Source organism: Sagittula sp. MA-2 (assembly GCF_030126985.1).
Taxonomy (GTDB): Bacteria; Pseudomonadota; Alphaproteobacteria; order Rhodobacterales; family Rhodobacteraceae; genus Sagittula.
In genome coordinates this window covers 1,375,272-1,394,132 of the sequence record NZ_CP126145.1, presented here as the reverse complement: position 1 = coordinate 1,394,132, position 18,861 = coordinate 1,375,272, and the positions used below count along the sequence as shown (strand labels likewise).

Sequence of the window (18,861 nt, the reverse complement as noted above, 5' to 3'; positions counted from 1 at the left end):
CATATCTATCAAAGACTTCCTCAGCGTCATCAATCCGTGCTCCTGCTGCGTTTTGCGCTTATCCACAGAATCAATCGGCCTCTGACGGGAGGGCATCGCAGCCATGGTCTGGCGCATAGGTCTGGCATCGGATCGGCGTACGCGTTTGGTCGCGGGGCCCATCGCACACTCCAAGGACGATTCAGCCTGGAATTGAAACAACTTTACCGAGATGCGGAACATACTCGCGGAACAGCCAGACAAACAGGAAACGCGCCGGCCATCCCACTCTGAACTGCAAGACGTCCCACCGAAATCACCCTTCCCCCCTCAACCGTCCGACGCCAGTATCTGCATCCAGACTGCCGCGCTGTCGTAAAGCGTCCATTCGCGGCGCAATCCGTCCGGACCGAATTCCGCGTGGCTGATGCCCAAGACGTGCACAGCCGCCCCGGTCGGCCGACCGAATGCGCCCCAGCCGTCGTGCCGTCCGGTCAGCGACCAGCGCAGGGCGGCGCGCGGGGGGAGCATCGGCGTCTCCTGCCCGATCCGGTGATGCACCGCGAAACTGGCAGAGGGAAACGACTGCCGCAGCCCCAGCCAGAACCGCTCCGCCGCGGCGTGGCCGTGGCGCACCTCTCCGCCGGGATAGGCCAGGGAACAGGCGGGATCGTACTGGTCGGGAACCACGGACAGGTGCCCGGTCATCAGCCGCCCCACCACCATCTCCAGCGCCAGCCCCCAGCTGTCGTCGTTGCCGCGTCCGGTGTAGGGCCCCTGGACATCGACCTCCGGGCAGAAGACCGGCTCTTCGGTGTCGGGGCCGTCCAGCCGTGCGCGCGCCCATGTCTTCACGTCCTGCCCGGTCTGCGCCAGCAGCGCCGCGGTATCGACCACCTGCCATTCGTCGCTGATCCGCCCGGCCTTCGCGAAGTGATCCGCCATGACGCGATACCGCAGCCGCGCCCCGCTGGCAGGACCCCACGGTCCGTCGCCGATGTGCCTGCCCACCGCGACCATCCGCTTCGAGCCAAGCATCCCGCGCTTCTCGGACCCGCTCCAGATCACGTCTTCCGTCAGCAGGCGGCGGTCCGGCAGGGCATAGAACTCGGCCAGGCCGGAGGCCCTGAGCGCATCCGTCCCCTGCAGGACGCCGCGCGCATCGCGGCGGATGATCGCGGGATGATAGAACGCCGCAAGCCCGTCGCCGAGCGTGCGCCCTTCCCAGATTTCCCGGCCCGCAGCGCGCAGGTAATCGGGAAAGTCACGGAACCGGCTGTCGAATCCCATCATGGCGAAGGTCCCTCTGCATGGCCCGTCAACGGACAGGTCTCGCAGATTAGCTCTGAATGTCGGGTTAATCGTCTTCCGGAATAGCCACCCCGCCGCGCCTCAGTCCGGCAGCGCGATGCCCCGGAACGGCGGGAAATCGGCATACCGCGCGGCCCGTGCCGTGGCGTCCTCCTCCGGCTCTGCCCCCGCCTTCAGGAGGCTCCCCTTCGGGGCGATATAGCTGTCGATCCGCCGGATCGGCTCCGGCCGCCATACGAGGTTGAAGGCGCAGAGCTTGGGAAAGAACCATATCTCCGAGTAGGGCAGATGGTCGTGCAGCCACCACGCCAGATCCCGCCAGTCGCGCCCGGTCTCATAGCGCCGCGCGAACCACGGGATCACGACGGAGGCCCCCGCCACCGCAACATCCCGCTGGTCCCAGATGTGGCATTCCAGCGGGTTGTCGTTGCGCGCGCAGTTCAGGCGATTGGCGTTTCCGAAACCGTTCAGTTCAGCTGACCGGAAGCCGGACCGCACGAAGACCCGCCCGAAGGTCTCTTCCAGCGGATCGAGCAGGGCGGTGGCAAAGGCCCGGCCCCGTTCGAGAGCGAGGTCCGGATCGTCGGGGATGTTCGGAACGGCGTGAAAGTTGCCGATCTCGGAATAGAGGAACTCTCGCATCCAGAAATGTGCCGACAGGCGTTCACGGCCCAGCGTTTCCAGCGACCACATGCTGCGGGGGCGCCTCATTCGGCACCGTCCCGCCCGCATTTATCCGCACCAAACGCCAGCGGTTTCAATAGCCTGCCCAGCGGAAGGCCCCGTCCGACCGAAGCGGCGCGCCGGGGTTCCAGGCCACTTCCCAGACATGGCCTTCGGGGTCGGCGAAATAGCCGATGTGACCGCCCCAGAACACGTCATGCGCCTCCTTCAGGATCTCTGCCCCGGCGGCGCGAGCCGCGTCGATGACCTCCGCCACCTCGCCTTTATCCCGCACATTGTAGGCATAGGTCGCCGCGCCGTGTCCAAGCCGCTCTTCCGGCACGCCCATGTCCCGCGCCAGGTCCGCCAGAGGATAGAGGCCGATGGACTGGCCGATCAGGTCGAAGACCACGATCCCCTCCGGGCTCTCCGCCCGCTGCCAGCCCAGCGTCTCGTAAAACGCCGTCAACCGCTCCATGTCCCGGCACCCGAGGGTCACCAGACTGATGCGCTGCTCCATTATTGTCCTCCTTCACTGTTGGTTCGTAGGGCGGGGCTTTGCGCCGCATCCCTCCGGTCATGGCCAAACACTAGCCCACGCGCCCTGACAGATTGCGTCAGGAGGCCCGGTCCAGACCCTTCGCCCAGGAGATCATTTTCGCGGCCACGGGCGCGGTCATGCCGGGCGACAGCGTGTCGCCCGCGATGACATGGTGTCCGTGGTCGTCGTCGGGTCCGGTCTCGACCGCAAATATCTCTGCCGGCCCGCCCCAGAGCGCCGCCATTTCCCGCGTGCGCGCATGGTCGACCAGCGCGTCCCGGTCGTCGAAGACAAAAAGCGCGGGGGTCTTCAGCAGACCCGGGTCTCGCGCCGCCAGCGCCCGGACGGCCTTGCCCATTGGAAGAAGCGCCACGGACGGATAGCGGCTGGTCCAGAAGTGCCCATGCGCCGCGTTCGCCGGGGTGAATCCCCGCTCCCGCCCGATCAGCAACGGCAGCCAAAGCCGCGCGCCCGGCCATGTCACCAGCCCGGTCTTCCTGTTGCGCAGTCTGAAATTCGGCGCGACGAAGATCGTGCCGGCCACACCCTCCGCCGCACGCCCGTAGAGCGTCAGCGCCGTCAGCGTGCTGCCGGTGGAGGTGGAGATCACCAGCGTCCGCCGCCCCACCGCCTGCGCGATGGCCAGCGCCTCCGACACGTCTTCCATCCATCCCGCGAACGTCGCCTCGCCCATGGCGGCGCCGCTTCGCCCGTGGCCCTGAAGGCGGGTCAGGACGAGGTTCGCGCCCAGCCCTTCCGCGACCCGTTCCGGCACCGGGCGGATCTCTCCCAGCGAGGCGGAGAAGCCGTGGATGTAGACGACAACCCAGTCGGTCTTCTCCCCGGGCGCGCCCGCCCAGACCACCTGTTTCTGCAGGCCCTCGCGGATGTCCGTGAATCGCGCCTCCGCTGTCTCGAGATAGGCGTCGACGCCGCCCTCCAGCAGAACCGAATCGAACGCGGTATCCGGCAAGCGCGGCGGTCGCATTGCGAGCCAGAGCCCCATTGCCGCCGCAACCGCCAGCAGGCCCCAGATCATGCCCCGGCCTCCGCCGCGAAGTTGTCGATGGCGGTCCAGTCCCGGAGCAGGCGCCACGCGCCGTCATCCGCCTCCCCCTGCTCCGACATACCGACGACCAGCAGATGACCCCCGGCGCCGCGCGGCTGGTCGTGGGAGCGGTCTATCCCTGCCCCCGTGAGGTGAGCACGGAACAGCGCGCCGATGCCGCCGTGGGCCACCACGGCGATGTCGCCCTCCGGCGCTTCGGCCACCAGCCGCTTCAGGGTCGCCACCACGCGGTACTGCGCGTCGATAGCCCGTTCCCAGCCGCGAACGCTGTCTCGCGGGTTGGCAAAGAAGGCGTCCGCCATCGCCTCGAACTCCGGTCCGGGAAGGTAGCCGGTGGCGGACCGGTCGTTCTCCGCCAGGCTCAGCACCTCGCGGGGCACGATCCCCTGCGCCTCAGCCAGAATCGCCGCGCCTTCGCGGGCCTTGCGTTCCATCGAACAGAAGACCGACGCCACCGGCGGACAGCGGCGGGCAAAGGCCACGTGACGGGCTTTGCCGCGCTCGGACAGGCCCCAGTCCGGCACCGGGACGTCCGGGTCGATCACCACATCGGCGTGGGTGATGTAATAGAGCCGTCTCAACCGGCGATCTCGGCAATGGCGGCCTCGATCATGGCGAGGCACTCGGGCGTGGAAAACCGGTGGTCGGCACCCTTCACAAACGTCAGGCGGAGGTCCTCGGCCTCGATGTGGTCGAGCAGCGACAGCGCCGTCTGGCGCGAGACCGCCTCGTCCTCCGTCCCCTGCAGCAGCCGCACGGGCCAGGGCATCGGCAGCGGCGCGCGCAGGACGAGGTTGCGGCGCCCGTCCTCGATCAGCTTTTTCGTGACGACGTAAGGGTCCTCGTAGGCGGAAGGCATCAGCAGCTGCCCCTCCTCCATCACCTGCCGCCGCTCGTCCTCGGAGAAGCCCGCCCAGAAGCCGTCCTCGGTGAAATCCGGGGCTGCGGCGATGCCGACGAAGCCTGTGACCTCCGGCAGGCTCCGGGTCAGCAGGCACCCGATCCAGCCCCCCATCGACGACCCCACCAGCAGCACCGGCCCCGGCGCCGCGTGCCGGATCACCGCTTCGGCGTCCGCGGCCCAGTCACCGATGCAGCCGTCCTCGAACACGCCGCCGGAGGCTCCGTGGCCGGCGTAGTCCAGCCGCAGGAACGCCCGCCCCTGCGCCTGTGCCCAGGCTTCGAGATGCACGGCCTTCGTGCCTTCCATGTCCGAACGGTAGCCAGACAGGAACACGATGCAGGGCCCTTTGCCTTCGGTCTTTGCATAGGCCAGCGTGTCGCCGCGCGGCCCCGTGACGTGGGAAATCTCTGCCAAAACTGCCTCCTTTGCGTTGCCGCGAACTCTAGCGATCCCGCCGCTAGAGCCAAGCCCGTCTCTCGCTGCGTGCAACGCGGTGTGCGTGTCAGCCGTCGATGCTTTGCGCCAGCACGCGCGAGATCGCGGTCAGGCTTTGACCGCTTTCCTGCCGCCAGGTGTTGAAGGCCTCCTGCACGGCAGCCCAGGCCTTCTTCGAAGAGGACGCCTTGTCGACCACACCCTCGGCACTCAGCCGCGCCACGACCGACCCCGACAGGATATAGCTGTCGCGCCCCATCATCCGCAGCATGTAGGCGCCGCCTGATCCACCCAGCCGTGATCCTTCCTTCTGCAGCCACTGCAGGAGGCCGGCGAAATCCTCCGTCGGCCAGTCCCCCACGAAGCGCCCGAAAGAGCCGTGCTTTTCGGCAATCTCGCGGATCATCACCGCGTTCTGCTGGATGGCCCGTACCTTCGGCGGGCTGCGGACGATGCGCGTGTCGGCGATCAGCTCGTCGAACCAGTCCTCCGACATGTGGGCGACGCGGGCGGTGTCGAAGTGGTGGAAGGCCTCCTCGATGCCCGGCCACTTGTTCTCCACCACCTTCCAGTTCAGCCCGGCACTGAAGATGCCCTGCGCCATGCGCGCAAGCCAGCGGTCGTCAGGGATCGCGGCCAGCGCATCTGCGGACTTCACCTCCGGCATGTCGGCCAGCACGGCCTCCCGGCCGCCCTTCCGCTCTGCCGCGATTTCAAGGATCTCTTCGAATGTGCGCATGATGCCCCCGCCGGTCGACCGGGACAGGAAACTCAGGTGCGCTCCACCTCGTCAAGTCCCAGCGCCAGCATACCGCCACAAAGCGACAGCAGCGCAAAGCCTCCCAGCGCGACCTGCGGACCGAGCGCGGCCAGCGCTCCGCCCAATGCGCCGACGATCAGCAGCAGCGTCCCGATCAGCGTGTTGGCCAGTGCGGAATAGGACGACCGCGCGTCCTTTGGCGCCATGTCGACCAGGTAGGTCGACCGTCCCTGCCGCACGCCGTGATAGGCGACCATCAGCCCGAAAAGCACCAGCGGCACGACCCAGACGGTTTCCGTCAGCCCGGCGAACTCGGCACCCACTGCCAGTGCCATGAAGACCGCCGCGACGAAGCCCGACAGCGCCAGCACCCAGCGCGACGACCGGTCTGCCAGCCGCCCCCAGACATAGCTCGAGACGAAGGACGCGGCAGAGGACGCCAGAAGCAGCGCACCCAGCCCCTGCAACGCCCCCTGCCCGCCGCCCAGCAGCACGAAGTACGGCGGCGCCAGTGCGGTCACAGTCAAGGCGCCGCGCGTCGCGATGAAGCGGCGGAACTGCGGATCCTCCTTCAGCGGCGCGAGGTTGATGGCCGGACCCGATCCCGCATCCTCTGACGGCTTCTCCTCCAGCGAGGAGAACAGCGCCGCGGCCCCCAGCCACAGCACGGCGGCCAGCGCGATGGCGATCACCACCGGCGTCCTCTCCTGCCCGATGCCGAAGATCAGCAGCGCCGCGAAGGCCAGCACCGCGAGCGAGGCCGCAGATCCCGCAACGCCTGTCACCGCCCCGCGGCGTGTCTTGGGGACCGTCTTGCCGAGTATATCCTTGTAGCTGACCGAACAGAGCGCCCGGCTGACCGCCAGCACCACCAGCGCCCCCGCGATCACGAGGCCCGCGGCCAGACCTTCGAGGAAAAGCGCCGCCAGGGCGATCAACGCGGCCATGGCGCCCTGCCCGGCCGATCCAGCCACCCAGGCCCACTTGCGGCGGCGCATCGCCTCCACCCGTCCTGCCATGACGATCTGCGGCAAAAGCGCGCCGGCCTCGCGGATCGGCACGAAGGCCCCGGTGATCGCCGCAGGCACCCCGAGGCTGCCTGCCAGCCAGCTCAGCACCAGTTTCGGGTCGATCAGGCCATCCGCGATCTTCGTCATGCTGAGGCTGATCATGTGTTTCAGACCGTTGCGGCCCTCCCGGTCGGGCGCGTCGTCGGCCCCGGTCAACCGGTTGTACACTTCGGTGCTGCTGTCACTCATGCGTCGTCCATCCTTCTCGGGTACGCGTCTGCGGTTGACAGCCCTGTCCGCCAGCGGCATGGAGAGCGCACGACATAACCCGCAACCGGGCGTTCCGTGGGCGCCAAACCGACGAGGAGACATGGCCGATGGCCCAGATTTCCCTGACTTTCCCAGATGGCTCGCAACGTAACTTCGACAAGGGCGTGACGCCTGCCGAAGTCGCGGCCTCCATTTCCAAATCCCTTGGCAAGAAAGCGATCTCCGCGCAGGTGGACGGCGCGCACTACGATCTGCAGTGGCCGATCGAGACCGACGCCGCCATCGCGATCAACACGCTGGCCGACGACGGCCCGGCGCTCGAACTGATCCGCCACGACCTCGCGCATATCATGGCGCGCGCCGTGCAGGAGATCTGGCCCGACGTGAAGGTCACCATCGGCCCCGTCATCGAACACGGCTGGTACTACGATTTCGACCGCGCCGAACCGTTCACGCCCGAGGATCTCGGCCTCATCGAGAAGAAGATGAAGGAGATCATCAACGCCCGCGACCCCGTCCGGACGGAGGTCTGGTCGCGCGCCGATGCCATCGCGCATTACGAAAAGACCGGCGAGAACTACAAGGTCGAGCTGGTCAACGCGATCCCCGACGACGGTCAGCCGATCCGCATGTACTGGCATGGCGACTGGCAGGATCTCTGCCGCGGGCCGCACCTTCAGAACACCGGTCAGGTGCCCGGCGACGCCTTCAAGCTGATGAGCGTGGCGGGGGCCTACTGGCGCGGCGACAGCAAGCGGCAGATGCTCCAGCGCATCTACGGCGTTGCGTTCAAGAACCGCGACGACCTGAAGAAGCACCTCAACATGCTGGAGGAGGCCGCAAAGCGCGACCACCGTAAGCTGGGCCGCGAGATGGACCTCTTCCACATGCAGGAAGAGGCGCCGGGCCAAGTTTTCTGGCATCCGAACGGCTGGACGATCTACACCACGCTGCAGGACTACATGCGCCGCAAGCAGCGCGCCGGCGGCTACCACGAGATCAACACCCCCCAGGTCGTCGACCGCAAGCTGTGGGAGGCCTCGGGCCACTGGGACAAGTACCAGCACCACATGTTCATCGTCGAAGTGGATGAATCCCGCGACGGCGAGAACGACGATGCGTCCTCGAAGAACAAGGAGCAGACGCGCATCAACGCGCTGAAGCCGATGAACTGCCCGTGCCACGTGCAGGTGTTCAACCAGGGTCTGAAGTCCTACCGCGACCTGCCCCTGCGGCTGGCCGAGTTCGGCTCCTGCGCCCGGTACGAACCTTCCGGCGCGCTGCACGGGATCATGCGGGTCCGCGGCTTCACGCAGGACGACGCACATATCTTCTGCACCGAGGCCCAGATCGAGGATGAATGCGCGCGCTTCATCGAGTTCTTGGCCGACATCTACCGCGAGCTCGGCTTCCCGACCTTCGAGATCAAGTTCGCCACGCGCCCTGAAAAGCGCGTCGGAACCGAGGAAAGCTGGGACTACGTCGAGAACGCGCTGGAAGAGGCGATCCGCAAGACCGGCCGCACCTACACGCTGGAACCCGGCGACGGCGCCTTCTACGGGCCGAAGCTGGACTTCTACCTGACTGACGCCATCGGCCGGGTCTGGCAGTGCGGCACCTTCCAGGTCGACCCCAACCTGCCCGAGCGGCTGAACGCGTCCTACATCGCCCCCAACGGCGACAAGACGCGACCCTTCATGCTGCACCGCGCGACGCTGGGCTCGTTCGAGCGCTTCGTGGGCATCCTGATCGAGGAACACGCGGGCAAGCTGCCGTTCTGGCTGGCCCCGCGTCAGGTCGTCGTCGCCTCCATCACCTCGGAGGCGGACGATTACGTGCAGGAAGTGACGGAGCAGCTGCGGAAGGCGGGTGTGCGTGCGGAGGCCGACATCCGCAACGAGAAGATCAACTACAAGGTCCGCGAACATTCCGTGGGCAAGGTTCCGGTCATCCTCGCCATCGGCCACCGCGAAGTCGAGGAGCGGACGGTCACCGTGCGCCGCCTCGGCGAGAAGCAGACCTCTGTAACATCGCTGACGGACATCGTGAGCGAGCTGTCGCGCAGCGCTACGCCGCCCGATCTGCTGTAACATTACGTCAGAACCGGCAACGTAAAGGGCTCCGATTGTTTCGGGGCCCTTTTTCGTTTCCCTGATTTCACTCGGTTTCTGCGGCTGCGTAGTGTCACACAGCCATGACGTGCCCTGACACGGGCGTGATGCACGGCTGCGTGAATGGCCTGCGGCGGGACGCCGCGTCAGGCTTGGGGCACCGACCGGCAGGACCGCCGGACCACGGTCAAGCAAACAACCGAATACTGTCTGACGAAAGGAAAAGACATGTCCTCCACCCTCAAGACCGCAGCCCTCGTGGGTGCCATCGCCGCATCGTTCGCCGCCACCGGCGTGGCCGCGCAGGAGCAGGAAAAATGCTACGGCGTGTCCCTCGCCGGCGAGAACGACTGCGCGGCGGGCCCCGGCACCACCTGCGCCGGAACCTCCAAGGTCGACTACCAGGGCAACGCATGGACGCTGGTCGAGGCCGGCACCTGCATGGACATCGAACTGCCGGCCGGAATGGACGGGATGGCGCGCATGGGCTCGCTCGAACCCCTTGAGCGGGACATCCCCGAGGCCTGATCCCGTCCTGCGGGCCGGGACTTGCCCACCGGCCCGCCTCCAGTTTTCGGAAAACCGCCATGTTCGATACGCCCCGCTCCCTCCCCGCCCGTCCCGGTGTCGGCTACAAGCCGCAGCACTACCCAGACCTTCTGGCCGATCCCGCCCCTGTCGCCTGGCTCGAAATCCATGCCGAGAACTACATGGGCGATGGCGGCCGTCCTCTGGCGCAGTTGCGCGCCCTGTCCGAACGGTTCCCGATCTCCGTGCACGGTGTCGGCCTCTCCATCGGGGGCGAGGCCCCGCTGGACCGCGACCACCTTGCCCGGTTGAAACACCTGCTGGGCTGGCTCGATCCCGCCAGCTTCTCCGAACATCTCGCGTGGTCGACCCACGACGGCGCCTTCCTCAACGACCTGCTGCCCCTGCCCTACACTGATGCGACGTTGAACCGTGTGTGCCGCCATATGGACGAGGTGCAGGAGACGCTCGGGCGGCAGATGCTGCTGGAAAACCCGTCCTCATACCTCGCTTTCGCGGACAGCACATGGGAGGAGCCCGCCTTCCTTCGCGAGATCGCCCGCCGCACCGGCTGCGGGCTGCTGCTGGACGTGAACAATGTCTTCGTCTCGGCTTCCAACCTCGGCTACGCCCCGCAGGACTACATTGACCGCTTCCCGCTCGAAGCGGTGGGCGAGATCCATGTGGCGGGGCACGACACCGACACGGACGACCACGGCGCGGTCCTGCTGATCGACAGCCATGGCGCGCCGGTCGCCGATCCGGTCTGGGCCCTGCTGGACCTGACGTTGCAGCGCTCCGGCCCGCGCCCGGTGCTGGTGGAATGGGACACCGATGTCCCCGACTGGCCCGTGCTCGCAGCGGAGGCGGCGCGCGTGGACCAGGCCATTGCACTGGTGGCACCATGAGTCAGGCCGCCTTTCACACCGCCCTGCTCGACCCCGCCCGGCCCGTTCCGGAGGGATTGACCGACGGCACCGGCCGCCCGGCGGGCCGGCGCTACGACGTGTACCGCAACAACGTGGCCGTTTCCCTGCGCGAGGCGCTGGCCGCGGGTTTCCCCGCCTGTGCCCGTCTGATTGGGGAGGAGAACTTCGCCCATGTGGCCGGGTTGTTCCTGCGCGCCCATCCGCCTGCATCGCCGCTGATGATGACATATGGACAGAGCTTTCCCGAGTTCCTCGAGGGGTTCGAACCACTTGCCCACATTGGCTACCTGTCGGACGTGGCGCGGCTGGAGCTGGCGTTGCGGCAAAGCTATCACGCTGCCGATCGTGCACCGATCGACCCGTCCGCCCTGCAGAACATGCACGAAACGACGCTTTTCGGCGCCCGTCTGACGCTTGCCGCCGCCGTCCGCCTGATCCGGTCCCGCTGGCCAGTGGTGCAGATCTACGATTTCACCATGTCCCCCGGGCAGCCGAAACCCACGCCCGTCGCCCAGGACGCCCTGATCGCCCGCCCGGGATTCACGCCCCGCGCCCACGCCCTTCCCCCCGGTGGCGGCGCTTTCGTCGATGCGCTCATGCGAGGCCAGCCCTTCGGCGCGGCGATGGCGGCGGCGGGCGATGCGTTCGATCTCTCCGCCACGCTGACACTGCTTCTGACCGAAGGCGCGATCATCGATCTCATCTGCGAGGAACCCGTCCCATGACCCGTCTCAACCGACTGACCGCCGTCCATGCCGATCTCTCCCGCCGGCTCGACCGGGTGTCCGGTCCGCTCACGCCGCTTTTGCTGCGCGCGGGTTTCGCGGGCACGCTGCTGGGCTACTTCTGGAAATCCGCCGGGACCAAGGTGTTCGACCGGCAGGGAACAGAGGGCATCTTCGACATCCTGACGCTGGAATCGGGCGTCTACGCCCAGATGTTCCCGCGCCAGTTCGAGGCGGCGGGCTACGACCCCTCCAAGCTGTCGGCGCTGCACGACCTCATTGCCTATGCGGGCACGCTGGCGGAGTTCGTCCTGCCGCTGCTGATCGTCGTGGGGCTGCTGACCCGGCTTTCGGCGCTTGGCATGACCGGCTTCGTGATCGTCCAGACCGCGACCGACGTGCTGGGGCACGGCGCCGATCCGGGGCGACTGTTCGACGCCCGCTATGACCTGATCGACGAACGTACCCTGTGGGTGACGCTGTTGATGCTGCTGGTGCTGCGCGGCGCGGGCGCCCTGTCTCTGGACCGGCTCGCCGGTCTGGAGACACCACTCGCGACCGGCCCCGTTGCGCACCCCGCCTGAGCCCGGTCAAACCCCGAGCGCACCCCGCGTCGCCGCATCCCAACCCAGGTGCATCTCGCCATCGCTGACGATCAGCGGACGTTTCATCAGCGCCGGATGGGCGGCCAGAAGGTCCAGCGGCGCACCCGCGCGCTCCTCCTCCGACAGGCCGCGCCAGGTGGTCGAGCGGGTGTTCACCAGCTTGTCCCCGAACTGCGCCAGCGCTGCCTCCATCACGTCGGCGGGTACACCGCTCTCCCGGACATCGACGAATTCCGCTTCGGGAAGCGCCTTTCGCGCCGCCCGGCACGTGTCGCAGTTCTTCAGACCGTAGATGCGCATGCCGCCTCCTTCTGCCGCAGATGCTCATATTTCATTAGCAAAGTTCACATAACCGCCGCGCCCATGAAACACGAGCCTGTTTCCCTTGCATTTGAACAAACGGCCCTATCCTAAAATGGTGTCGCAGCATCCACCTTTGCCGGGACAGTTCACCGTTCGTGCCCTGAAACGGACCAAGGCGGCAGCTGCGCAAGGGGCGGCTTCGCCGGTGCGCGGGGCCATACTATGGACGATGATAAGGAGCACGGGAACTATGCCGAATGGCACCGTGAAATGGTTCAATACGACCAAAGGCTACGGGTTTATTGCACCCGAAGAAGGCGGCAAGGACGTTTTCGTACATATTTCCGCCGTCGAACGTTCCGGTCTGACCGGCCTCGCCGACAATCAGAAGGTCAGCTACGAGCTGCGGGAAGGCCGTGACGGACGCACCATGGCGTCCGATCTCAAGGTTCTCTGAACGACACGCATCCGCTTTCGGGCCAGCCAGCCGGCCTGACGGGCCTTAACATTACGCAAACCACGATGACCGATAGGTTTTGTCCTGTCCGGGCATGAGAGTTACGCTGTCCCGGTTGAGGAGCGTACGCCATGTCCGTCATTGGAACCAACGCCATCGCCATCGCTGTCACGGTCCTTGCAACCGGCACCCTTGTCGTGGGCATCCAGTTCATGCCGCCCCTGACCCAGCCGGACGCGGCCGCCTTCCCCGAATTCCAGCACTACAGGCCCCTTGGCCACGACTCTCTCCTGATCGAGGCGAAGGATGCGAAGGGCAACAGGAAGCTCGTCGACCCCGGCGCATACTGCCGCGAAACGCTAAGCGGCGTGGACTGCGCCTGCTTTGCGGGCAAGGCGCATCAGGTGCTGGCCAACCGCAACCCGCGCGTCTCCGGCTGGCGCTATGCCAACGACTGGGAACTCGCCGTCGGCCAGGCGCGGGACGCCTGCACCTGACTGACCTGCACCCGGGGCGCATCATGCATTCTGCAGGCGCCGCGCCTCCCGCCCGGCGAGCGAGATCAGCTCCTTCATGAAGGGCTTTTCCAGATCCTCGCTGCGCACCGCGGCGTAAAGCCTGCGCGTCAGCCCCTTCTTGGTCAGCGGCCGCGTCACGTAGTCGGAGGAGTACTTCACCTCGCGCACCACCCAGTCCGGCAGCACCGACACCCCGCGGTTGGAGGCGACCAGCAGCAGGATCACCGCCGTCAGTTCCACCTGACGGATCGCCGCCGGTTCGACCTTTGCCGGTGTCAGGAGTTGGCTGAAGATGTCCAGCCGCGCCCGGTCGACCGGATAGGTGATCAGCGTCTGGCCGCGGAAATCCTCTGCCTCCACATAGGGTTTCGCCGCCAGAGGATGAGCGGACGACGCCACGAAGACCGGCGCGTAGTCGAAAAGCGGCACGAATTCGACGCCGGCGAGGTCCTCCGGATCGGAAGAGATCACAACGTCCACGTCCTGCTTCATCAGCGCGGGCAAGGCATCGAAGGCCAGCCCCGGGCGAATGTCCACGTCCACGTCGCCGAACTTCTTGCGGAACCCTTCGAGCACCGGGAACAGCCATTCGAAACAGGCGTGGCATTCGATGGCGATGTGCATCCGGCCCGTCTTGCCCGCGCGCAGGCCCGCGAACTCTTCCTGAAGCGCCTCGACCTGCGGCAGAACCTGTTCGGCAAGCCGCAGCAGCCGCAAGCCCGCCGCCGACAGGCGCATCGGTTTCGACCGCCGCACAAACAGTTCGACCCCGGCCTGATCCTCCAGACCCTTGATCTGATGGCTCAGCGCCGACTGGGTGATGTTGAGCTGATCGGCCGCCTTCGCGACGCCGCCAGCCTCGTGAATGGCCCGGATCGTCCGGAGGTGGCGAAACTCGATATGCATGTGCGCCTCATGTTGGAGATGAGATTTATGAGTTTGCCTCACCATGCTTCGCGTGCCATGTAAAGGGCAAGACGGAAACACAACGCGATGCGTCGCAAACGACCCGCGCCCGAGACCGAGAGAGACAGACATCATGACCCGCCCCGAGATCAGCCTCGAATTCTTCCCGCCCAAGAACATCGAGGGCACGTTCCGCCTTTGGGACTCCGTTCAGGTGCTTGCCCCGCTGAAGCCGCGCTTCGTGTCGGTGACCTACGGCGCCGGCGGCACCACCCGCGACCTGACCCGCGACGTGGTTGCAACGATCCACAAGCATTCCGGCCTGCGCACCGCGGCGCATCTGACCTGCGTGAACGCCACGAAGGAAGAGACCCTGCAGGTCGCCCGCGACTTCGCCAAGGTCGGCGTCAACGACATCGTGGCGCTGCGGGGCGATCCGCCGAAGGGCTCCGCCGGGTTCGAACCGCACCCCGAGGGTTTTGCCAACTCCGTCGAGCTGATCGAGGCGCTGGCCGCCGAGGGCGACTTCACCATCCGCGTCGGCGCCTACCCCGACATCCACCCCGAAGCCGCAAGCGGGCAGGCCGACATCGACTGGCTCAAGCGCAAGCTGGACGCCGGTGCATCCGAGGCGCTGACCCAGTTCTTCTTCGAGGCGGACACCTTCTTCCGCTTCCGCGACGCCTGTGCCAAGGCGGGCATCGACAAGTATGTCACACCCGGCATCCTGCCGATCGAGAACTGGAAAGGCGCGCGCCGCTTTGCCGAATCCTGCGGCACGAAGATCCCCGAATGGGTGATCGACGCCTTCGAGAAGGCAGAGCGCGACAACCGTACCGACCTTCTGGCCACCGCGATCTGCACCGAACTGTGCGACGACCTGATCCGTGGCGGCGTGGACAAGCTGCACTTCTACACGCTGAACCGCCCGGAACTGACGCGCGACGTGTGCTTCGCCCTCGGCGTGACCCCGGATATCAAGCTGGAAGAAGTCGCCTGATCCAACGCGCCTTGCCGGAAAGACAAAAAAGCCCGGTCGGCCAGGTGCCAACCGGGCTTTTTCATGCCTGATGGGTCAGCCCTTGTGGGTATCGACCCACTTGCCAAAGGCCGACATGAAACCCGCAAGGAAGTCGCGGCTGCTCTCGACCACGCCGTCGTCGGTCACGATGTCCTGCACCTTGCCGATGTAGGCCTCGGGCTGCTGCAGCGTCGGCATGTCGAGAAACACGAGGCTCTGGCGCAGGTGGTGGTTCGCCCCGAAGCCGCCGGTCGCCCCCATGGAAGCGGTCACGATCCCCGCCGGTTTACCGCCCCAGACGCTTTGCCCGTAGGGCCGCGACCCCACGTCCAGCGCGTTCTTCAGCACGGCGGGAACGGTGCGGTTGTACTCCGGCGTCGCGAAAAGCACGCCGTCGATATCGGTCATCTCTTCGCGGAAGCGCGTCCATTCCGCCGGAGGCGTGTCGGTTTCAAGGTCCTGATTGTAGAACGGCAGGTCGCCAATCTCGATGAACCGGAACGAGAGGGTGTCGGGCGCAAGCGCCGTCATCGCTTCGATCAGCTTGCGGTTCCACGACTCGTTGCGCAGGCTGCCGACGATGATCGCGATCTGGTAAGTCCTTGACATGTCTGTCTCCATTCTGTGCCACCCCGGTCGGGCGGTTCAGTGACAGACCTAACGTCAACGCCGAAAAAGTCGCCTCGGAAAAACCGAACACCAAGGGTGCGTTTCGGGACATCCCTGGGCGATGCCGCCGCACAGATGGACCAACAGGGCCGCCAATGCGGCCCTGCGTCACGCGGTTCGGTTGCCGTCCGCACCCGCGCGCATCCATCCCCTCAGCGCGGCGCGCGCTTCACAAGGCTCAGCTTTTCGCGCACCTCCGCCGGGCCGATCACCCGCGCGCCCATGCCCTCGATGATGCCCACGGCCTTTTCCACCAGTTGCGCGTTGGTGGCCAGAACGCCCTTTTCCAGCCAGAGGTTGTCCTCCAGCCCGACCCGCACGTTGCCCCCCGCCAGGACGGAGGCCGCCACATAGGCCATCTGGTTCCGCCCCAGCGCGAAGGCACTGAAGGTCCAGTCGTCCGGCACGTTGTTGACCATCGCCATGAAGGTGTTCAGATCGTCCGGCGCGCCCCAGGGCACGCCCATGCACAGTTGCACCAGTGCCGGGCCGTCCAGCACGCCCTCCTCCACCAGTTGCTTCGCAAACCACAGGTGCCCGGTGTCGAAGGCCTCGATCTCCGGCTTCACGCCCAGTTCGGTCATCATGCCGCCCATCGCACGCAGCATGCCCGGCGTGTTGGTCATGACGTAATCGGCTTCGGCAAAGTTCATCGTGCCGCAATCGAGCGTGCAGATCTCAGGCAGGCACTCTGCCACATGGGCGACACGCTCTTCGGCGCCGACCATGTCGGTGCCCGTCTCCCGCAGCGGCAGGGGCGAAGACGTGGGGCCGAACACCATGTCGCCGCCCATGCCCGCCGTCAGGTTCAGCACCACGTCGACCTCCGCATCGCGTATCCGGTCGGTGACCTCCCGGTAGAGGTCGAGCCGTCGCGACGGTGCGCCGCTGTCGGGGTCGCGGACATGGCAATGCACCACCGCAGCCCCCGCCTTCGCCGCGGCGATGGCGCTTTCGGCGATGTCCTTCGGAGAGCGCGGCACATGCGGGCTGCGGTCCTGCGTGCCTCCCGACCCGGTCACCGCGCAGGTCACGAAGACCTCCTTGTTCATCTCCAATGGCATCGTCAAAGTCCTTCCCTGTCGTTCAGCCGGATCAGCGCATCCACCGCCACGGCGTCTTTTTCCCTGCAGATCAGCGGATTGATCTCCACCTCGGCGATCTCTCCGGCATGTGCCGTAACGAGGGTCTGCACCGCCTCGACCGCCCGCCAGACCGCGCCCAGGTCCGCCCCCGGCGCGCCGCGCCACCCTGCCAGCACCGGCGCCAGACGCAAGCGGTTCAGCGCGCCGCGCACCTCGGCCTCGGTCACCGGCAGCAGCATCGACATGGTGTCCTGCCAGACCTCCGTCAGCACGCCCCCGGCCCCCAGCGTCAACACGAAGCCATGCGCCGGATCGTGCACCACGCCCAGCAGAAGCTCTGCGACCGTGCCGCCGATCATCTCCTCGACCAGCACCTCGGGCGTGCCCATGGCCTCGGCCGCCGCGGCCACGGCCTCCGCTGTGCGGAGGTTCAGGGCAACGCCGCCGACCTCCGTCTTGTGCGCCAGTCCGACGGCCTTGACCGCCACAGGCAGGCCGATCTCCGTCGCGGCCTCCGCGGCTCCGGCCACCCGGACCTGCCGCCGGCCCGGCACCCGCACCCCGGCACGCGCCAGCGCGCCCTTGGCGGTGTCCTCGTTCAACAGCGCGCCCACCGTTCCCACGAAAAAGCCCCGCTCGCCTTGGATGCCCACGTCCCCTGGCAACAGGACCGGCGCGGCCTGCGCCTCCTGCCCCAGGAAGGCCGCCGCCGCCACGGCGTCAAGCGCGGCGGGAAGATCGCACAGCATCAGGATCCCGCGCGCATGGCAGGCTTCGGCGACAGTCTCCGGCAGGGTTTCCACCAGCGTGGACAGCACCGCCACCGGCTTGCCCGACCGCGCCATGGCCCCCGCCACGGCGTCGAGCACCGGCATCCAGTCGTCCATCGAACAGCGGTCCGCGCGGGGGAAGTCCAGCACCACCAGCCCCAGCGCCGCCTCACCCGCCATCATCGCCGCGAAGGTCGCGGTCATGGCGGGCACGTCGCCCCAGATATAGGTGTTGTAGTCCAACGGGTTGGCCAAGGCGACCTTCGGACCCAAGGCCGCGCGCAACGCCTCCGTCTGCGCCTTGCCGAGCGGCGGGAACGACACGCCCCGTCCGAGCGCGCTGTCAGCCATCAGGCTCGCCTCGCCGCCCGAACAGGACATCGACACGACCCGGTCGGAGTCCAGCGGCCCCACGCCATCGAGGATCTTCAGCGTCTCGAGGAAGGCGCTCAAGGACCCGACCTGCGCAATCCCCAGCCGCCGCAGCAACGCCCGCGCGCCCACGTCCGAACCGGTCAGCGACGCGGTGTGCGACACAGCCGCCCGCGCCGACTGTTCCGACGCGCCAAGCTTCATTGCCACGATCCGCTTGCCAAGCGCCCGGGCACGGGCCGCCAGCCGCTCCATCCCCCGCACGTCGCGGATGCCCTCGATATACAGCCCCAGCGCCGTCACGCGCGGGTCCTCCACCAGCGCCTCGCCGAACCGTGCGAGGTCGACGCAGGCCTCGTTCCCGACCGTGCCGATATAGGCGATGGGCAGGCCGCGCGCCTGCATCGACAGGTTCAGCGCGACGTTGGAGCTCTGCGTCAGGATCGCCACGCCCGCCTCGCGCCGGATCAGCCCGTGCTGATCGGGCCAGAGCGCGGCGCCGTCCAGCGCGTTCACGAAACCGTAGCAGTTCGGCCCGAGGAACGGCATTCCGTCCGCCGCTGTGCGCAGCGCCTCCTGCAGGTCGCCGCCATCGGCCAGCTCCGCCCGCGCCTCGCTGAACCCGGCGGCAAAGCACACAGCTCCGCCCGCCCCGGCGTCCCGCAGGACGCGCAGCGCCTCAACCGTCGCCGTCCGGTTGATCCCGACAAAGCAGGCGTCGGGCGGCTCCGGCAGGGATTCGACCGAGGGATAAGCTGGTACGCCCCCGATCTCCTTCCGTGTCGGATGGACCGGCCAGACCGGCCCCTCGAACCCGATCTTCGTGCACTCGCGGACCACATTCGTGCACCAAGCGCCGCCGCCGATCACCGCGATGCTGCGGGGCCTGAGCAAACGGTCCAGTCCGCTCATGCCTTGCC

General features: G+C 67.1%; 21 protein-coding genes. 8 read left to right on the top strand and 13 right to left on the bottom strand.

Features of this window, described 5'->3' with window-relative positions:
* Window positions 1–309: 309 nt before the first annotated feature.
* From QNI11_RS06995 to QNI11_RS06960, 8 genes are all read right to left on the bottom strand, one after another.
* A complete protein-coding gene (locus QNI11_RS06995; RefSeq protein WP_283982866.1) occupies window positions 310–1,272 on the bottom strand; it encodes an ester cyclase in 963 nt (320 codons plus the stop codon).
* Window positions 1,273–1,371: 99 nt separating this feature from the next.
* The gene (locus tag QNI11_RS06990) at window positions 1,372–1,983 is read right to left on the bottom strand and encodes a hypothetical protein (protein WP_283983487.1); all 612 of its coding nucleotides are present in this window, start codon (window positions 1,981–1,983) and stop codon (window positions 1,372–1,374) included.
* Between the two features lie 64 nt (window positions 1,984–2,047).
* Window positions 2,048–2,473 carry a VOC family protein gene (locus QNI11_RS06985; protein WP_283982865.1) on the bottom strand — a complete coding sequence of 142 codons (426 nt, stop codon included), beginning with the start codon at window positions 2,471–2,473 and terminating at the stop codon, window positions 2,048–2,050.
* 97 nt (window positions 2,474–2,570) lie between these two features.
* The gene (locus QNI11_RS06980; protein ID WP_283982864.1) at window positions 2,571–3,533 is read right to left on the bottom strand and encodes a carboxylesterase; all 963 of its coding nucleotides are present in this window, start codon (window positions 3,531–3,533) and stop codon (window positions 2,571–2,573) included.
* Window positions 3,530–4,144, bottom strand: coding sequence for a histidine phosphatase family protein (locus QNI11_RS06975; RefSeq protein WP_283982863.1), 615 nt, complete (start codon window positions 4,142–4,144; stop codon window positions 3,530–3,532). Before QNI11_RS06975 ends, QNI11_RS06980 begins: the two co-directional genes overlap by 4 nt.
* Window positions 4,141–4,881, bottom strand: a complete 741-nt coding sequence (locus QNI11_RS06970) for a carboxylesterase (protein WP_283982862.1) — start codon at window positions 4,879–4,881, stop codon at window positions 4,141–4,143. Before QNI11_RS06970 ends, QNI11_RS06975 begins: the two co-directional genes overlap by 4 nt.
* A gap of 88 nt (window positions 4,882–4,969) precedes the next feature.
* Entirely contained in the window at window positions 4,970–5,641 is a 672-nt protein-coding gene (locus QNI11_RS06965) for a DNA-3-methyladenine glycosylase I (RefSeq protein ID WP_283982861.1), read from the bottom strand.
* Window positions 5,642–5,673: 32 nt separating this feature from the next.
* Window positions 5,674–6,921, bottom strand: a complete 1,248-nt coding sequence (locus QNI11_RS06960; protein WP_283982860.1) for an MFS transporter — start codon at window positions 6,919–6,921, stop codon at window positions 5,674–5,676.
* Between the two features lie 128 nt (window positions 6,922–7,049).
* Between QNI11_RS06960 and thrS the strand changes: the two genes are divergently transcribed.
* From thrS to QNI11_RS06935, 5 genes are all read left to right on the top strand, one after another.
* On the top strand, window positions 7,050–9,032 hold the full coding sequence (gene thrS / locus QNI11_RS06955) for a threonine--tRNA ligase (protein ID WP_100927221.1): 1,983 nt from the start codon (window positions 7,050–7,052) through the stop codon (window positions 9,030–9,032).
* A gap of 249 nt (window positions 9,033–9,281) precedes the next feature.
* On the top strand, window positions 9,282–9,581 hold the full coding sequence (locus tag QNI11_RS06950) for a DUF2282 domain-containing protein (RefSeq protein ID WP_283982859.1): 300 nt from the start codon (window positions 9,282–9,284) through the stop codon (window positions 9,579–9,581).
* 59 nt (window positions 9,582–9,640) lie between these two features.
* Window positions 9,641–10,489 carry a DUF692 domain-containing protein gene (locus tag QNI11_RS06945; RefSeq protein ID WP_283982858.1) on the top strand — a complete coding sequence of 283 codons (849 nt, stop codon included), beginning with the start codon at window positions 9,641–9,643 and terminating at the stop codon, window positions 10,487–10,489.
* Complete coding sequence (locus QNI11_RS06940) at window positions 10,486–11,235, top strand: DNA-binding domain-containing protein (protein WP_283982857.1); 750 nt, start codon at window positions 10,486–10,488, stop codon at window positions 11,233–11,235. Before QNI11_RS06945 ends, QNI11_RS06940 begins: the two co-directional genes overlap by 4 nt.
* Window positions 11,232–11,819 (top strand): DoxX family protein, encoded by a 588-nt coding sequence (locus QNI11_RS06935; protein WP_283982856.1) that lies wholly within the window; start codon window positions 11,232–11,234, stop codon window positions 11,817–11,819. Before QNI11_RS06940 ends, QNI11_RS06935 begins: the two co-directional genes overlap by 4 nt.
* A 6-nt stretch (window positions 11,820–11,825) precedes the next feature.
* Here QNI11_RS06935 and QNI11_RS06930 read toward each other — a convergent pair whose 3' ends face one another.
* Complete coding sequence (locus QNI11_RS06930) at window positions 11,826–12,140, bottom strand: ArsC/Spx/MgsR family protein (protein WP_283982855.1); 315 nt, start codon at window positions 12,138–12,140, stop codon at window positions 11,826–11,828.
* A 253-nt stretch (window positions 12,141–12,393) separates the two neighbouring features.
* Between QNI11_RS06930 and QNI11_RS06925 the strand changes: the two genes are divergently transcribed.
* Together QNI11_RS06925 and QNI11_RS06920 are read left to right on the top strand one after the other, a co-directional pair.
* Window positions 12,394–12,600, top strand: a complete 207-nt coding sequence (locus tag QNI11_RS06925; RefSeq protein WP_100927227.1) for a cold-shock protein — start codon at window positions 12,394–12,396, stop codon at window positions 12,598–12,600.
* A gap of 131 nt (window positions 12,601–12,731) precedes the next feature.
* Entirely contained in the window at window positions 12,732–13,097 is a 366-nt protein-coding gene (locus tag QNI11_RS06920) for a hypothetical protein (RefSeq protein WP_283982854.1), read from the top strand.
* Window positions 13,098–13,118: 21 nt separating this feature from the next.
* Here QNI11_RS06920 and QNI11_RS06915 read toward each other — a convergent pair whose 3' ends face one another.
* Window positions 13,119–14,024, bottom strand: coding sequence for a LysR family transcriptional regulator (locus tag QNI11_RS06915; protein WP_100927229.1), 906 nt, complete (start codon window positions 14,022–14,024; stop codon window positions 13,119–13,121).
* A 133-nt stretch (window positions 14,025–14,157) separates the two neighbouring features.
* Here QNI11_RS06915 and metF point away from each other — a divergent pair, with 133 nt between their 5' ends.
* Window positions 14,158–15,024: a methylenetetrahydrofolate reductase [NAD(P)H] gene (gene metF, locus QNI11_RS06910; protein WP_100927230.1), complete on the top strand. Its 867-nt coding sequence runs from the start codon at window positions 14,158–14,160 to the stop codon at window positions 15,022–15,024.
* Window positions 15,025–15,099: 75 nt separating this feature from the next.
* Here metF and QNI11_RS06905 read toward each other — a convergent pair whose 3' ends face one another.
* The 3 genes from QNI11_RS06905 to QNI11_RS06895 all read right to left on the bottom strand — a co-directional run bounded on the left by QNI11_RS06905 (window position 15,100) and on the right by QNI11_RS06895 (window position 18,853).
* Complete coding sequence (locus tag QNI11_RS06905; RefSeq protein WP_283982853.1) at window positions 15,100–15,654, bottom strand: NADPH-dependent FMN reductase; 555 nt, start codon at window positions 15,652–15,654, stop codon at window positions 15,100–15,102.
* Window positions 15,655–15,866: 212 nt separating this feature from the next.
* Window positions 15,867–16,778 (bottom strand): 3-keto-5-aminohexanoate cleavage protein, encoded by a 912-nt coding sequence (locus tag QNI11_RS06900; protein ID WP_283982852.1) that lies wholly within the window; start codon window positions 16,776–16,778, stop codon window positions 15,867–15,869.
* Window positions 16,779–16,780: 2 nt separating this feature from the next.
* Window positions 16,781–18,853 (bottom strand): acetate--CoA ligase family protein, encoded by a 2,073-nt coding sequence (locus QNI11_RS06895; protein WP_283982851.1) that lies wholly within the window; start codon window positions 18,851–18,853, stop codon window positions 16,781–16,783.
* Window positions 18,854–18,861 lie beyond the last annotated feature (8 nt).

Bases quoted from the DNA above. Each gene is read 5' to 3' on its own strand.
- QNI11_RS06995 (WP_283982866.1), bottom strand. From the start codon at position 1,272: ATGATGGGATTCGACAGCCGGTTCCGTGACTTTCCCGATTACCTGCGC.
- QNI11_RS06990 (WP_283983487.1), bottom strand. From the start codon at position 1,983: ATGTGGTCGCTGGAAACGCTGGGCCGTGAACGCCTGTCGGCACATTTC.
- QNI11_RS06985 (WP_283982865.1), bottom strand. From the start codon at position 2,473: ATGGAGCAGCGCATCAGTCTGGTGACCCTCGGGTGCCGGGACATGGAG.
- QNI11_RS06980 (WP_283982864.1), bottom strand. From the start codon at position 3,533: ATGATCTGGGGCCTGCTGGCGGTTGCGGCGGCAATGGGGCTCTGGCTC.
- QNI11_RS06965 (WP_283982861.1), bottom strand. From the start codon at position 5,641: ATGCGCACATTCGAAGAGATCCTTGAAATCGCGGCAGAGCGGAAGGGC.
- QNI11_RS06960 (WP_283982860.1), bottom strand. From the start codon at position 6,921: ATGAGTGACAGCAGCACCGAAGTGTACAACCGGTTGACCGGGGCCGAC.
- thrS (WP_100927221.1), top strand. From the start codon at position 7,050: ATGGCCCAGATTTCCCTGACTTTCCCAGATGGCTCGCAACGTAACTTC.
- QNI11_RS06950 (WP_283982859.1), top strand. From the start codon at position 9,282: ATGTCCTCCACCCTCAAGACCGCAGCCCTCGTGGGTGCCATCGCCGCA.
- QNI11_RS06945 (WP_283982858.1), top strand. From the start codon at position 9,641: ATGTTCGATACGCCCCGCTCCCTCCCCGCCCGTCCCGGTGTCGGCTAC.
- QNI11_RS06940 (WP_283982857.1), top strand. From the start codon at position 10,486: ATGAGTCAGGCCGCCTTTCACACCGCCCTGCTCGACCCCGCCCGGCCC.
- QNI11_RS06935 (WP_283982856.1), top strand. From the start codon at position 11,232: ATGACCCGTCTCAACCGACTGACCGCCGTCCATGCCGATCTCTCCCGC.
- QNI11_RS06930 (WP_283982855.1), bottom strand. From the start codon at position 12,140: ATGCGCATCTACGGTCTGAAGAACTGCGACACGTGCCGGGCGGCGCGA.
- QNI11_RS06925 (WP_100927227.1), top strand. From the start codon at position 12,394: ATGCCGAATGGCACCGTGAAATGGTTCAATACGACCAAAGGCTACGGG.
- QNI11_RS06920 (WP_283982854.1), top strand. From the start codon at position 12,732: ATGTCCGTCATTGGAACCAACGCCATCGCCATCGCTGTCACGGTCCTT.
- QNI11_RS06915 (WP_100927229.1), bottom strand. From the start codon at position 14,024: ATGCATATCGAGTTTCGCCACCTCCGGACGATCCGGGCCATTCACGAG.
- metF (WP_100927230.1), top strand. From the start codon at position 14,158: ATGACCCGCCCCGAGATCAGCCTCGAATTCTTCCCGCCCAAGAACATC.
- QNI11_RS06905 (WP_283982853.1), bottom strand. From the start codon at position 15,654: ATGTCAAGGACTTACCAGATCGCGATCATCGTCGGCAGCCTGCGCAAC.
- QNI11_RS06900 (WP_283982852.1), bottom strand. From the start codon at position 16,778: ATGCCATTGGAGATGAACAAGGAGGTCTTCGTGACCTGCGCGGTGACC.
- QNI11_RS06895 (WP_283982851.1), bottom strand. From the start codon at position 18,853: ATGAGCGGACTGGACCGTTTGCTCAGGCCCCGCAGCATCGCGGTGATC.